Annotated in this window: 17 protein-coding genes; 6 read left to right on the top strand and 11 right to left on the bottom strand. The window is 39.4% G+C overall.

Features of this window, described 5'->3' with window-relative positions:
• The first annotated feature begins 42 nt into the window (after positions 1 to 42).
• Together MSG37_RS04875 and MSG37_RS04880 are read left to right on the top strand one after the other, a co-directional pair.
• Positions 43 to 315, top strand: coding sequence for a Rho-binding antiterminator (locus tag MSG37_RS04875; protein ID WP_248469448.1), 273 nt, complete (start codon positions 43 to 45; stop codon positions 313 to 315).
• A 358-nt stretch (positions 316 to 673) separates the two neighbouring features.
• Positions 674 to 1,111: a DUF2059 domain-containing protein gene (locus tag MSG37_RS04880; protein ID WP_248469449.1), complete on the top strand. Its 438-nt coding sequence runs from the start codon at positions 674 to 676 to the stop codon at positions 1,109 to 1,111.
• A 99-nt stretch (positions 1,112 to 1,210) separates the two neighbouring features.
• On the opposite strand, the gene MSG37_RS04885 is transcribed toward MSG37_RS04880, so the two are convergent.
• From MSG37_RS04885 to MSG37_RS04895, 3 genes are all read right to left on the bottom strand, one after another.
• Positions 1,211 to 2,419, bottom strand: coding sequence for a NupC/NupG family nucleoside CNT transporter (locus MSG37_RS04885; protein ID WP_248469450.1), 1,209 nt, complete (start codon positions 2,417 to 2,419; stop codon positions 1,211 to 1,213).
• A 527-nt stretch (positions 2,420 to 2,946) separates the two neighbouring features.
• Positions 2,947 to 3,378, bottom strand: coding sequence for a hypothetical protein (locus MSG37_RS04890; RefSeq protein WP_248469451.1), 432 nt, complete (start codon positions 3,376 to 3,378; stop codon positions 2,947 to 2,949).
• Between the two features lie 262 nt (positions 3,379 to 3,640).
• Positions 3,641 to 4,126 carry a VOC family protein gene (locus MSG37_RS04895; protein WP_248469452.1) on the bottom strand — a complete coding sequence of 162 codons (486 nt, stop codon included), beginning with the start codon at positions 4,124 to 4,126 and terminating at the stop codon, positions 3,641 to 3,643.
• A gap of 564 nt (positions 4,127 to 4,690) precedes the next feature.
• On the opposite strand from MSG37_RS04895, the gene MSG37_RS04900 reads away from it, so the two are divergent.
• Positions 4,691 to 5,647 (top strand): IS110 family transposase, encoded by a 957-nt coding sequence (locus MSG37_RS04900; RefSeq protein WP_248469453.1) that lies wholly within the window; start codon positions 4,691 to 4,693, stop codon positions 5,645 to 5,647.
• Between the two features lie 22 nt (positions 5,648 to 5,669).
• On the opposite strand, the gene MSG37_RS04905 is transcribed toward MSG37_RS04900, so the two are convergent.
• The 6 genes from MSG37_RS04905 to MSG37_RS04930 form a co-directional block, all read right to left on the bottom strand.
• Entirely contained in the window at positions 5,670 to 5,984 is a 315-nt protein-coding gene (locus tag MSG37_RS04905) for a DUF2695 domain-containing protein (protein WP_248469454.1), read from the bottom strand.
• A 130-nt stretch (positions 5,985 to 6,114) separates the two neighbouring features.
• A complete protein-coding gene (locus MSG37_RS04910; RefSeq protein WP_248469455.1) occupies positions 6,115 to 6,603 on the bottom strand; it encodes a hypothetical protein in 489 nt (162 codons plus the stop codon).
• A gap of 104 nt (positions 6,604 to 6,707) precedes the next feature.
• The gene (locus MSG37_RS04915; RefSeq protein ID WP_248469456.1) at positions 6,708 to 7,301 is read right to left on the bottom strand and encodes a hypothetical protein; all 594 of its coding nucleotides are present in this window, start codon (positions 7,299 to 7,301) and stop codon (positions 6,708 to 6,710) included.
• Positions 7,302 to 7,408: 107 nt separating this feature from the next.
• The gene (locus MSG37_RS04920) at positions 7,409 to 7,690 is read right to left on the bottom strand and encodes an antibiotic biosynthesis monooxygenase (RefSeq protein WP_248469457.1); all 282 of its coding nucleotides are present in this window, start codon (positions 7,688 to 7,690) and stop codon (positions 7,409 to 7,411) included.
• 483 nt (positions 7,691 to 8,173) lie between these two features.
• The gene (locus tag MSG37_RS04925; protein WP_248469458.1) at positions 8,174 to 8,545 is read right to left on the bottom strand and encodes a hypothetical protein; all 372 of its coding nucleotides are present in this window, start codon (positions 8,543 to 8,545) and stop codon (positions 8,174 to 8,176) included.
• Positions 8,546 to 8,653: 108 nt separating this feature from the next.
• Positions 8,654 to 9,145, bottom strand: coding sequence for a rod shape-determining protein (locus tag MSG37_RS04930; protein WP_248469459.1), 492 nt, complete (start codon positions 9,143 to 9,145; stop codon positions 8,654 to 8,656).
• Between the two features lie 341 nt (positions 9,146 to 9,486).
• On the opposite strand from MSG37_RS04930, the gene MSG37_RS04935 reads away from it, so the two are divergent.
• From MSG37_RS04935 to MSG37_RS04945, 3 genes are read left to right on the top strand one after another with little or no spacing between them, the layout of a single operon-like run.
• A complete protein-coding gene (locus MSG37_RS04935; RefSeq protein WP_248469460.1) occupies positions 9,487 to 9,768 on the top strand; it encodes a phage integrase N-terminal SAM-like domain-containing protein in 282 nt (93 codons plus the stop codon).
• A 20-nt stretch (positions 9,769 to 9,788) separates the two neighbouring features.
• Positions 9,789 to 10,433: a VCBS repeat-containing protein gene (locus tag MSG37_RS04940; protein WP_248469461.1), complete on the top strand. Its 645-nt coding sequence runs from the start codon at positions 9,789 to 9,791 to the stop codon at positions 10,431 to 10,433.
• A gap of 9 nt (positions 10,434 to 10,442) precedes the next feature.
• Positions 10,443 to 10,943, top strand: a complete 501-nt coding sequence (locus MSG37_RS04945; RefSeq protein ID WP_348984452.1) for a hypothetical protein — start codon at positions 10,443 to 10,445, stop codon at positions 10,941 to 10,943.
• A gap of 94 nt (positions 10,944 to 11,037) precedes the next feature.
• On the opposite strand, the gene MSG37_RS04950 is transcribed toward MSG37_RS04945, so the two are convergent.
• Together MSG37_RS04950 and MSG37_RS04955 are read right to left on the bottom strand one after the other, a co-directional pair.
• Positions 11,038 to 12,630 (bottom strand): ABC-F family ATPase, encoded by a 1,593-nt coding sequence (locus tag MSG37_RS04950; RefSeq protein WP_248469463.1) that lies wholly within the window; start codon positions 12,628 to 12,630, stop codon positions 11,038 to 11,040.
• A 311-nt stretch (positions 12,631 to 12,941) separates the two neighbouring features.
• Positions 12,942 to 13,799, bottom strand: a complete 858-nt coding sequence (locus MSG37_RS04955) for a hypothetical protein (RefSeq protein WP_248469464.1) — start codon at positions 13,797 to 13,799, stop codon at positions 12,942 to 12,944.
• Between the last annotated feature and the right edge of the window lie 118 nt (positions 13,800 to 13,917).

Below are 13,917 nucleotides of genomic sequence, written 5' to 3' on the forward strand. Positions count from 1 at the left end.
CACTATAATCTAAAACCAATATCGAACGTTAAAGTTGTAAATATGATGACCTGTAATCAGTATGACTATATAGAGTTGGTATGCTTATACCGCTTTCCTATTAAACTCACTTTAAAAAGCGGTGAAATAATTAGCGGCATCGCGGTTGATACATGCCGAAATACATTGAATCAGCACTGTATAAAACTGATTTCAGAAACGAATTCTCAGCAAGATTCTTCAGAACAAGCTGGCCACTTAGTTGAGCTAGATAATATTTCCCATATGCATGTTTGTATTGATAACCCACACGTACGCGATATTAGTTTCGATTAGATTGAATAATTTTTAGCTATAAGAGGAGTAATGCAGTGTTAGTGCGTCGCTATGATGAGATTAGCCGACGAAACTAAAGTTAGTAGCGGAGTTAAAACTTGGACTAAATAAGAAACACTAATACTTAGACTAACGAGTTCTTTAAATTCATTTTGTCGTTCTTTGCCATTAACTATGTCACCACAAACCTCGTTAACATTAAAGCTGTCTAAAGCCTCTTAGATTCAAAGACTACAAACACACATCGAAAATATGCATTTTATCTTTAAGCTCTTAATTTTATTTGCTATTGCACATACAGCCCTAATCAATCACTCTTAGCATTACAGACTTTATACTCAGCTGCAGGACCTTGATAATGAAACTTGCCCTACTTCCTTTTTTAACTGTATTTGCTTTCTCATCTCCAGCATTTGCCGAGCAAGCCTCTGCAGAAAGTGTTAAACAATTAATGCAAAAAACCGGTGCGGGAGAGCTCGGCGTTCAGGCAATGAAACAAATGCTTCCCGCGCTGAAGAATATTATCCCTGATGCACCTGAAAGCTTTTGGACAGATTATATGGCCGAGTTTAATCCTGAAGATTTAGTTGAAATGACTGTGCCTATTTATCAGAAATATTTAACTGAGGAGGAAGTACAAGCGCTAAATGCATTTTATGATACGCCGGCAGGTAAGAAGCTGATAAAAGTACAACCGCGTATTATGCAAGAATCTATGATGGCAGGTCAGCAGTGGGGGCAAACAGTTGCACAAGATGTGATGCAAAAATACCAAAGCCAAACTCACAATCATTAAGATTTTGGTTTAGCAAACCACTGCTCGATATTGAGTTTAAAAATGAAAAAAGAGCAGCTGAGCTGCTCTTTTGGCTTTTAAAGCTTGTAAAAATATACACTATAGACTAATAAAAATACCCGCCAACGCAGCACTCATTAAGTTAGCTAAAGTAGCAGCTAATACCGCTTTTAAACCAAGGTTTGCCACTTCACTGCGACGCTCAGGTGCCATCACCCCGATACTGCCTAACTGAATAGCGATAGAACCAATATTGGCAAAGCCACATAAAGCAAACGTAATAATGACTTGTGAGTGCTGTGAAAGCTGATCTTTAATCGTGGTGAAGTCCATAAAGGCAACAAACTCATTAAGAATCAATTTTTGGCCAATAAAGCTACCAGCAAGCATCATCTCACTGACAGGTACACCAATCAAAAATGCCACTGGCGCAAACAGATAGCCAAGAAGGCTTTGCATTGTCACGCCTTCATAGTTAAACCAACTACCTGCGAGCTCAAGGCCTGCATTAAACATGGCTATCACGCTGATAAACGCAAGTAACATAGTACCAATTGCAACCGCAACTCGCATACCATTCATTGCACCAGAGGCAAGCGCATCAATCACGTTACCGTGTTCACTTTTGCTCATATCAATTTCTTGCTGATGGGTAATGTTACTGGTCTCAGGTACTAACATTTTAGCCATCATCAGGCTACCAGGTGCCGCCATAAAACTTGCTGCAATCAGGTACTTTAACTCAACACCTAAGCCAGCATAGCCACCAAGTACACTCCCGGCAACCGATGCCATACCACCTGTCATTACCGCAAATAGCTCTGAGCGAGTCATTTTAGGTAAAAAAGGTTTAACGAGTAGCGGCGATTCACCTTGGCTTAAAAAGATATTGCCCGTAGTCACTAAAGATTCTGCACGGCTGATCCCAAGTACCTTTTGTAAACCACCGCCGATAATTTTAATCACCCACTGCATAATACCGAAGTAATACAGCATCGAAATAAGCGCACTAATGAAGATAACAAGCGGAAGTACACGAATAGCAAATACAAAGCTGTTGGTTGCAAGATCGCCAAACAGGAATTTAATCCCTTCGTCAGCAAAGCTTAATACTGAGGCAACGCCTTGGCTCACGGCGCCCAAAATATTTTGCCCCATCGGCACATATAAAACTAATGCAGCTAACGCGGCTTGCAGCGCAAATGCTCCCGCTACAGTACGCCAATTAATGGCATTTCGATTTTCTGAGAAAATCCATCCACACAGAATTAAAAAACCAATTCCTAGAAAGCTAATAAACAACGACATCATTTATCCCTAATAGAGCTAAAAAGGTAAGTTGCTAGTACTTTATTGGGTCTTGGCGCAGAGGTGCTTTGAAAAAAGCGACATTTGACGTCAGGCTACATCATCTAATGCTAGAAAATGATAGTAGTCGAGCGATTTGAGTTTTCCGGCCATTGATACAAATAAAGTATCTAAAACTTACATAAGTTTTGCCGGTCCAGCTCCGTGGGTTGGTCACTTGTCCATGTATCGGCTTGCATTAATGTGGCAATGAGCGAGACGCTCTAGCCGGAACGGAATTATACAAATGCCAATGAACATTAAAAGCGGTTAATCTAATTTAGTTACACAATGTGCTGACAAAGCGATCTACAAACCACACCAACGAGATCTTGATCACGTAAGTTAATAACGCAATACGCACATTTTATAGCTTTACCTTGTTAGTCAATGTGATTATCTTGTCAGCTAGGCTAAGTAGTAAACCGTTGCTACTTAGCCTGTCTCTGTTGCAGATAGTAAGTTGTGGGTAGTAAAGTCATTGATGATTAACTATCGCCAAAATATTTTACTGCTCGCTCAATTTCAGCTTGGCTCGGTTTGTAAACAGTCCATTCGTCAGACTCGTTTTTCTTATAACGAACTTCCTTGTTTTCTAAATCCAATTCATAAAAAGGGAATACTTCGCGAAGATTAAAAAACATCGCTGGTGCAAAAAATAGAATATCAGCCGCTAAATAACCACCATTAAATTTTAGCGGCATTAAGCCATACATTGGCTCATAACCTTCAGATTCAGCTTTAAAGCGATATTGACCAAAACTGGTCGTAGAGTATGTGTGCTCCACGCTCGGCTCAATAACAAACTCTTGATATTTGTTGATGGTAATTGAAACGTCCGGCTGCACAGTTTGCAAATGTGTTGATGCACTGCAAGCGGTAACAAGGGCAATCATTGGAACTAATAGTAGTTTTTTCATGTATTTTCAGCATGTAATAAGAGTGACAAGCTCAAACTCTAAACAATTAAATGACTTTAAGTAAGCTGATTTAGTTTAAAAAATTTGATCTAAAACATGATGAATAAAGATATCCATCTGTTAGCAGGAGTACACTTACTCATTCTGACATTAAAAACTTAGCTAATATTTACCTAAAGGTGGGCGTAGATAGCAAAAAAGGATTAGCTGCTGCTAATCCTCTATCGTTTTACTGCCAGCCATTTAACGGCTTAGCAATTAACTATTCGTAATCTGACGCGTAGGTTTCTTCATAAGTATGTGAATAAAGCTCAAATAAATTACCAAATGGATCTTCTAGATAAACCATTTTCGCTTGCTTACTCTCATCCTCTGGATGATAACGCATAATATCCATTCTAACCTTACCGCCAAACTCTTCTGTACGCTTAATAGCGCCTTCAAAGTCATCTGTTTGCAATGAGAAGTGAAAAATGCCAATGCGAGAGAAATCCACTTCATGGCGCTCTTGACGATCAACCATTTCAAACAATTCAACACCAATGCCATCGGTTGTGACTAAATGTGCAATGTTAAAACCTTTAAAGCCTTCACCGAATACGGCGATACACATTCTCCCAATGGCGGTTTCACGCTCTTCAACCACTTTGGTATTATCCATAACCAGTTTTAAGCCCAGAGCTTTGGTGTAAAACTCAACGGCTTTGTCCATATCGCCAACCATAATACCTACATGACTCATCTTCATAATCTTGCTCCACTATTCATTTTGTAATGGGTTACTCGTTTCGATGGAGAGATTATAGGTATCGCTAACAAGAACTAAAAATTATCATTAATTATAAAAATGATAATTTTTATTTATACCTGTAATTCTGTAACTGGTTTGATGCTTGTCGATTAATAGGCGTTAGTCGTTATTAGCATTGAGAGAGTTAACTCAATTTAGGACAAATAATGGTTAGAGTAAAAGCAGTGGTAGTGAGGAGCGGTATAACGCCGCGTTAAGCGGACAAAAATAGTGGGTAAAAATGTGTAGCGAAGCGAAACCGAGCAAACAGTTAGCAGTCCCGCTTTAAATTCTTGTATGGATAATAAACCCACCTGATTTACAAATACTACCCAGTTTCGGGTAATGTGAGACCCAGGCTTTAGCTGCAACTAAAGCTTTCCTTGTCGCAGTTCGATTAAATGATGGCTCCTCAGTTGAGAGACCGATAACAAGAACGAACGCGACAAAGGACTCCAAGCAAAATACTCAAATAGTCTACTGGGTCTCGAACCCGCATTTGCAAGCAAGAGTTAGCTTATTATGAATTCAAAAACTAATCAAAACATTAACGTAGGTGTAGATACTGGCAAGTTTCAGCTGGATATTTATATCCGTCCAATCGGTCATTTTTTTAGCGTAACTAATGATGATAAAGGGATAAAAGAAGCCGTTAAACAACTGAAAACGTATCAACTCGAACGGATTGTGATTGAAGCGACGGGTCGGTTAGAAATGCCTTTTATAATGGCCTGCGCTGAATCAAAGTTACCGTTTGTCATCGCTAACCCAATTCATGTTAAACGCTTTGCAGGTGCTATTGGTCAGCGAGCAAAAACAGACAAGTTAGATGCTCAACTTATTGCTCATTATGGTGAAGCTATTAAGCCTCCCTTATCAACCTTAAAGCCCGACATAATGCGCTCAATGAGCGATTTAGTTGCAAGACGTAACCAATTACTAGCCATGCAAACAATGGAGAAAAACCGTCTTCAAATTCTACCTAAAGAACTGGCTATGACAATAAAGCCTGTCTTAACTGCGTTCAAGATTCAGATTGAAAAGATAGAGGCAAAGATAGTTAAACTCATAGAGTCATGTCCAGACTATCAAGCTAAAAACACCATTCTCCAAAGCATGAAAGGGATCGGAAAAATAGCCGCAGCTTCTATTATTAGTAATCTACCTGAACTGGGTTATATCAATAGTAAACAGGCTAGCGCCTTGGTAGGCGTTGCCCCAATGAATAAAGAAAGTGGACGGTTTAAAGGGATGCGAAAAATTCAAGGAGGAAGACATCAAGTTAGAACCGTTTTATACATGGCTATGATGTCTGCAATTCAATCTAATCCTATTTTTAAAGAAACTTATCAACGATTGGTAGCAGCTGGAAAACCAAAGAAAGTGGCTATAATTGCCTGCGTCAGAAAGATGGTTGTAACGTTAAACTCAATGCTAAGAGATGGTGTAATGTGGGAAGCGCCAAAAGCTCAAATTTAGCTATTGACGCCATAGTCTCTTGTTATGTGTTTTTAATAATTTCGCTTTCCCAACTTTCTTCTACGTTTGCCAGCACCTCACAATCGCAACCACCGCCAGAATCAGCAAGCCAAGATAGTATTACTTCTTGGTTCAAATTACGTTTAGCTAAATAATTTGATGTTAATTTGGCTGAGTGATCACAACCATGCTCACCTAATTTCACATCTAAGAAATCAAACAAACTTCCGAGTTCTTTAAGAGAAATTGGCATTTCTGCGATGGCACGTTTAGTATCCTCATCAACGATTGCTTGAACTAAAGCTGCACGTCGTCTTTTTTCTTCCTTAGATGCCACAACTACTCCCTACGAGAAACACATAACGCCTGCCTAACAGGCGAAAAATGCTTGGCTAAAATTAGGAACGAAGTGACGCAAGCCAAGCTTTTTACGTCCTTTGTTGAGGCACTAGTTAGGCATTTTTAAACTATTTCTTGGTTTTCCACCAAATATAGGGCCCACCAATTAAAAAGAGAGCTAGAATAAAAGGCATAAGCAAGTTATCTGACTTCCAAGCCTTTTCAGTTTCTGCATAAGAACGAACAACATTATCACCTACCTTAATGTCAAACACATCATGAAACTCTTTATCAGTATATATTGGCTTTGTACCTTCTCTAGGCTCAAAGAGTACCTCTACTCTTTGAGCCTTTGAATTAAGTAAAGAATCATAAACAATACCTTGGCCGTCAGATTTCGAGGGATAATTGAAATTATACTCGTCATCTACAAACGCAAAGCGAACCCCATATTCATATTCCTGAACCCAATCAACAAAGCCTTCGCGTTTAGCTAGATCTTCTTTATAAGGAAAACCACCGTTTACTTGAGTTAATTGAACATACCCAATGGATACACCAAGAAACAAGCAAACAATGGCTAATATAAGATTTCTATAATATGTAAACTTGGACATGAGTGAATGCCTAACGCTTGCCTAACCGGCGCAAAATAACAGGCTAAAATTAGCGACAAAGGAGCGCAAGCCTGCTGTTTTGCGTCCTTTGGTTTAGGCACTTGTTAGGCATCCTGTTTGGTAAAAGAAATATGCGTTGGAGCTTGCTTTCTAGACCCCATTTGGAAAAGTTGAAAATCACTTTCTCCTACAAATTGGATACTAAAAGAATTAAGCAGCGCCATAATGTCATTCAGCCACTTTGGCAACTCACTCCTATAATACCCATAATCTATTTTCGAGCCATAAGGGTTGTCTGCATGCATAATAGCCCCGCACTTTTTATACACCTTCAAAAATTTAACTTTAGTCAGATAGTTATCATCAGTTTTATTGTCAATATGCATGATACCATTTCGTCGGATTTGTGTTACGGGTTGGGGATAGAAGTTACTATTTACCCTTTCCATATCACGCAACATTATTTCGGCATTCCAAAACTTAGCAAAATTTTCATACTGAGATTTGTAAAGCTCACTATTGGAAACCAAAGATGCGAATGCAATCAATTCAAGAATTTTCCGTATTTGTAGGCATGCATATTCGATCTGAGTTTCACAATATTTACTTTCACCTAAAATATCTAAGTTACCAATTACAATCAGTCTCCCCTTGATCTCACTTAATAACTCTAAACATCGACTGATATTATTTTCCATATATTCTTATCCTCTACAGACTAAAGGTGCCTAACGCTACGCTAAAATAAGCGACGCAGGAGCAAAAACTAACTGTAGTTTGTCCTGTTGAGCGCCTTGTTATACGTTTATTCTCCACTACTAATTTGGTAATGTCTTTCTACGTTTTTAGTTATTTCAACCCATTTAGATGACTTAACTCTGGCTTGGTGATTATCGAAAGCAGTCTGATCTACGAACTCTTCGTAAACACTAAATTTATGCGGATTAACTTCATCGGGTGTTACTGTAAAAGTTAAGCAACCAGCCTCTTTTAAAGTAAGCTTTTTATGGATAATCAACTCACTTTTAACAACCTCAAGATCTGAATCTGGTACGACTATAAATCCTTGTAATATAACCTTAGCCAACACTGAACTCCTGGAACGTATAACGCCCTGCTAATAAGTGAGCCATGTGCTGGCGGGCGATTTGCTCAGAAAATGGCATGACAGCCTTGGTGAATCTGAATTTAGCAGCTTGTTATAAGCATTATTCCACTTCGGCACCACATTTATGACAGTTATCTTGTGGCCAACGTAACGAGAAAATACTGATACCACGAAATACTTGTCTGGCTCCACATTGGTTGCAACCTAGTCGAAGTGCATACACAAAAATAAAGGTTCCCCAGGACATTCCGAGCCAAAAAGTCCAGTTTGAAATGTGGTAAAAGTTTGTTTCATCGAATCTATTAGGCATTCCTTTATGAATGACCGTAATGATTAACTGGATGCATAAGATCACAACGAGTCTCAATTTGTATTTATTCATACACCACCGATGAGATTTAGCTTATAACGCCCGCCTAACACGCAATGTGTTGGCATGGCTTTTTGCGTTGTTTGCCAAAATCATGACAACTTTACATTGTCGGAGTTTAGGCGTTTGTTAGGTTTACTTTTATAAATAAATCCAAAGACTAGTGCTAAATGAGTCAGTAACAGCCCAAATAAAATAAAATCGTAAGAACTGTAAAACTCAATTGTTGAATCTAAAACATCGGTATTTTTATATTGATCTGACTTAATATCCTCAAGCATCATTTTGGTTAAGCTTATTAGAGTTTCAGCATCAGCTGAATCTAAGCTGGCTTCTACCTCAGCTAATTTGGAATAATCAACTGGAATGTTTGTCGCATCTTTTACCATCGTTGGTAAATGCAATGAAAAAAGAGAATAACCAACCAGAGATAAACTAGAGATTAAGATTAACCATTTATGCATGACACTTCCTGTAAACCTAACGCCTTACTAATGGGCGCATAAATGCTTGGCTAAAATTAGCGACGAAGGAGCGCAAGCCAAGCGTTTTGCGTCCTTTTGAGTAACTTGTTAAGTGGCTGATACTCTTGACTTTACTGTATCAAAGCTTTCAACGTTAGTGTTGATTTTAGAGCCTAAATATATAACGACTTCACGAGCACCTGCTCCGATTGCTAACTCGCGCAAAACTCTTTCTTCTATATCAGTCAATCCACCTTCGGTTTTTTCCAATTGGTGAACAATGACGCGAGGGGAAGGTTTTATTTTTGACTTATGAATGGTGTACATACCATGCTGCAATATTTTTTCGGCACACATAAAATCAGCGACAAATGAACGATTGTGCTTAAAGGGGTTAAGTACTCTAACATTTGGAGCAGAAAGAGATTTAGCTTCCGTTCCGATTGCTTTTATCACTTCACCTTTCTTAGTGTTTTCTATAGCAATATAAGGCTCTTCCTCGAAGGACATATTGGAAGAAAAAGCTTTAATAGAAAGTTTGTTTTCACTTAATTCAAAAAGTAAATCATGTGAAAAAAGGCTTCTTATAAATGTGAACAATACTCTGGGCCTCCTAGCCACTTAACAGTATATTAGGCTGAATTCCGAATAAGAACAGACAGCCTAGCGATTTAAATATTAACAGGCTAACCTTAAAAATTTTCAAATTCAACACCTTACACCATCATCGCCTGTACTTATACTAGCTCTTGTCATGGTGAAACTCAGAATTTGCATATTTGTGACGTATTGAAAGTTAACCACTATGGATAGTTGTTTTTAAACAGTCACTTATAAACATCCTACTTAAAATACCTTCCTTGTTTGTTCTCAAATAATGGCAAAAATGTCCAACAATCATTATGACTGTATATATAAACAGTATCGATAAGTGAGGAGCTATGCCATCGTCTTTTATTGAATCCATTCGGCAAGTGTTAAGAACTAAACATTACAGTTTGAGAACAGAGAAAAACTATCTGTATTGGGTACGTTATTTCATTAGATTTCATCAGTATATGCCCCCAAAAGATACGCAAGGCTGTCATATCGAGCAATTTCTTACATTTCTTGGGTGTCTTCATGGTGTCACTGACTTAATTAACGCAAACTTCAACTTTTTACTGATTTTAAAACACCTACAATTCCCACAAAATAATAACAATATAATTTTATGTGCATAACTAAGTTCTGGGAGGGGATTATGTTGCGTGTTTTGGGAATTGTTTCAACGATAACTGTATTAACGGCATGTGGTGGTTCATCTGATAACGATAATGAAACTCCTCCGCCGACAAACGAAGTGATCACACCCATTTTTAGCGATATTTCAAAAAGCTCTTACCAGCAATCCAAACATGGAATCGCCATACGAAGCATCATTCCGTTAGAAGCATTTCAAGCGACTCGTGCCTACTCTGACTTTTCTAAGCAAGGCAATATTGATCTTTTTTCAGCTGAGATGATTTATTCTTCAGCCAATAATCTTAACCCATCACTGCTTCATTTTTGGCGCTGGCAAGAATATAGTTTTGAAATGTATGACTGGCAACCGCTAGACGTCACGATTCATAATCGTGACGATGCCTGTGTTGTACCGCGAAAGTCCTTGGTAGCAGATATCAATTCAGATGGCCTTGATGATATTTTTGTAGCTTGTACTGGGTATGATGAAGAGCCTTTCCCTGGTGAGTATCCTATGATTTTAATACAAGAGCCAGATCATAGTTTTACCGTCACTCGCGCAAAAGACATTGGAGTTGGCTACTGGCACGGTGCCTCAATGGTAGATATGACAGGAAATGGCGCTCCTGATCTCATGCTAGCTAACAGTAATAATCACGATTAAGCTATACAAATATTCCATAACGATGGCCAAGGAAATTTTACCGAAGTCGCTAATGGCCCAATACTAGAACGCTATAGCAATTTTTATACTGTTGAAATGATTGATATCAATGACGATGGAATCGCTGACTTAGTCGCTGGAGGTCACGATACAGAAAATGCACCGGTTAGTATTTGGCTCAACCCAGGAAATTACTCCTTTAACGATGTAGAACCTGTAACTTTTGATTACATCAAAAACTTTGAAGTGGTTTTAGATTTCTACTGGCATGAAGCAACAAAAGAGCTTTATGTTTTAAGGACCTCTGGCGGTGAGGATGTTAGCTACTTTTATGATGGAACCTTACTACAGAAATTAGACTGGCAAACTCAAGCGAGTAGCATTGTGTTTGAGCATGTCATCTGGGATGGTGATTGGACACCCTGGGTGACCCCTTTTGAAAAGGACGGTAAAACAATTTTAGCCAGTGACGATATCGGCAAACCTTTATATTTGGAATTAGATAATTAATACCAATTATTACCAACAACTCAGATTTTACCGAGACACAAAAAAGCCCGATTTCTCGGGCTTTTATTTATAACTTTCAATTATTGAAGGTTAATTAACCTTCAATACCTTTGCTCGCTAGGAACTCATCGTAAGTGCCTTTGAAATCATTCACGCCGTTTGGTGTGATCTCAAGGATACGGTTCGCTAGTGATGATACGAATGCACGGTCATGACTGACGAACAGTAATGTACCTTCGTACATTTCAAGTGCGTTGTTTAATGACTCGATTGATTCCATATCCATGTGGTTGGTTGGTTCATCAAGTAATAGGATATTTGGCTTTTGCATAATTAGCTTACCAAACAACATACGACCCTTTTCACCACCAGAAAGCACTTTTACAGACTTCTTAATGTCGTCAGAACCAAACAGCATACGGCCTAAGTAACCGCGAACTGATTGATCGTCATCTTCTGGTTTACGCCACTGGCTCATCCACTCAAACAATGTCATGTCATTAGCGAAATCTGACTCATGATCCTGCGCGTAGTAACCAATCGCAGAGTTTTCAGACCATTGAATAGTACCGCTGTCTTGTGGGATATCGTGTACTAATGTACGTAGTAGTGTCGTTTTACCCACACCGTTATCACCCAAAATTGCAATACGCTCGCCAACTTCAGCAATGATGTTCAGATCTTTAAATAGGTTGTGATCAAAACCTTTTGCTAAATCTTCTACCACTAATGCGTTACGGAACAATTTCTTCTCTTGTTCGAAACGGATGAATGGGTTAACACGGCTAGATGCTTTAACTTCATCAAGTTTAATCTTGTCGATTAGCTTAGCACGTGATGTTGCTTGCTTAGCTTTAGAAGCGTTAGCAGAGAAACGCGCAACGAAGCCTTGAAGCTCAGCAATTTGTGCTTTCTTCTTAGCATTGTCAGACATTAAACGCTCACGCGCTTGCTGTGCTGCCATCATGTACTCATCGTAGTTACCAGGGAATACACGTAGTTCACCGTAATCCAAGTCAGCCATATGAGTACAAACAGAGTTCAAGAAATATCTATCGTGCGAGATGATAATCATGGTGCTGTTACGTTGGTTTAGCATCTCTTGTAACCAACGAATGGTATCGATGTCCAAGTTGTTGGTTGGTTCGTCAAGTAGCAGTACGTCTGGATCTGAGAACAATGCTTGTGCCAAAAGTACACGTAACTTAAAGCCTGGTGCGATTTCGCTCATTAGGCCAAAGTGTTGCTCAACACCGATACCTACGCCCATTAGCAGTTCGCCAGCGCGAGATTCAGCGGTATAACCGTCCATCTCAGCGAATTCCATTTCAAGATCCGCAACCTTGATACCGTCTTCTTCAGACATTTCTGGTAGTGAGTAGATACGGTCACGCTCTTGCTTCACTTTCCAAAGCTCTGCGTGGCCCATAATTACAGTATCTACAACACTGTATTCTTCATAACCAAATTGGTTCTGGCTAAGCTTACCTAAACGCTCATTCACGTCTAATGAAACGTTACCTGCAGTAGGCTCTAAATCACCAGCAAGGATTTTCATGAAGGTTGATTTACCACAACCGTTAGCGCCGATCAGACCGTATCTGTTTCCGCCGCCAAACTTAATTGAGATGTTTTCAAACAGTGGCTTAGCGCCAAACTGCATGGTGATATTAGCTGTAGTAATCAAAGTGACAATTCCGCTTTTGGTTATATGATTAACGTCATCATAGATAAAACAAAAGCCAGTAAGTCCTGAACAGGGAGATAGCCCTATTCTGACCGACTGGCCGTAGGTTGACGCCGCTTGGCATCACGCCCGTAAAATTAAGCGCGATACTATAGCATTTTAGCCTAATTTATCAACTGGCAATGGGCGTTTGAGGTGACATTTAGATGAATTTTGCGCTCATTGCGCTCGCTATAGATTATTGCTCTGCTGCAGGCTAGCAATGTCTGCAATCCAAAGACATTGCCTTTACCTTTTAAAGCCCCGCCGCTTTAGTCTATATCGCTGTCACAAGTTTGCACTTGATGTTCGAAATAGGCTTGGATGATGTTACTCAGCCCCGTGGTATCGTTAAGATCATTAATCTTAAATTTAATCTGCTTTGTTGCTTCACGATACGGCATCAATTCAAAACCCGCTTTTGTAACGAGGTGATCGTATTCTTTATCGGGCAGCTTGATTTCAACTATCGCAGCACCTTTACGTGGGATCAAGAAAATATAATTGGCACCAAACCTGATATAACTTTTGGTAAAGCGCGCAACCGTGCTTTGATCAAAACCCTTTACCAATGCCTCAATCGTCTCCACATGCGCTACTGCAGTGCTCCTATAGTCACAGCCCTGCCAACTTTCCAGACTCGGTTTAAAATATTCTTGCTCAGCTTGCTCTTCGATTAATTCTAGCTGATGAGTACTATCAAATACCTTAGTAAACTGCAGACTAACACCACCTTGGTTCTCGAATGCAGCAACTTGCAACACTATGATTGGCATAGAGACAAGGTTGAGTATGTTGTAAAAGCGGTTAGTGACATCTTCCGCTATCAAAACACATACATGTTGATAATGGTTACCGTAGAGGCTTTGCTCATGCTGGGTATATTCTATGCCGCGAAATAGATGGTCTGGGTCGAGTTTACCCACCATCACTTCCACACAATAACGGGTGTCATTATTCTGTAGCAGGATATCTAAGCGACCGTACTTTTGTACTCTTTCTTTATCTTTCAGCGTAAGAGCTCCAAGACCAAGTATGGACGGAAGGTCACATATCGCATCTTGCAGCCAATATTCATTTAATTCGGTGTTTGATTTTAAATCGATTCGATTTGCTTGGATCACTCTCATTGTGCGCTCTTACTTAGGGGCCATCTATACGCTAGACGTTAACATTTACTTTGCGGGGTCGCGGAGTATACAAGGGTTTTTAGTGACAGAAAATACGAGTCATAAAAATAAGGAGCCA

It is taken from the genome of Shewanella sp. 1CM18E (genome assembly GCF_023161665.1).
Taxonomy (GTDB): Bacteria; Pseudomonadota; Gammaproteobacteria; order Enterobacterales; family Shewanellaceae; genus Shewanella.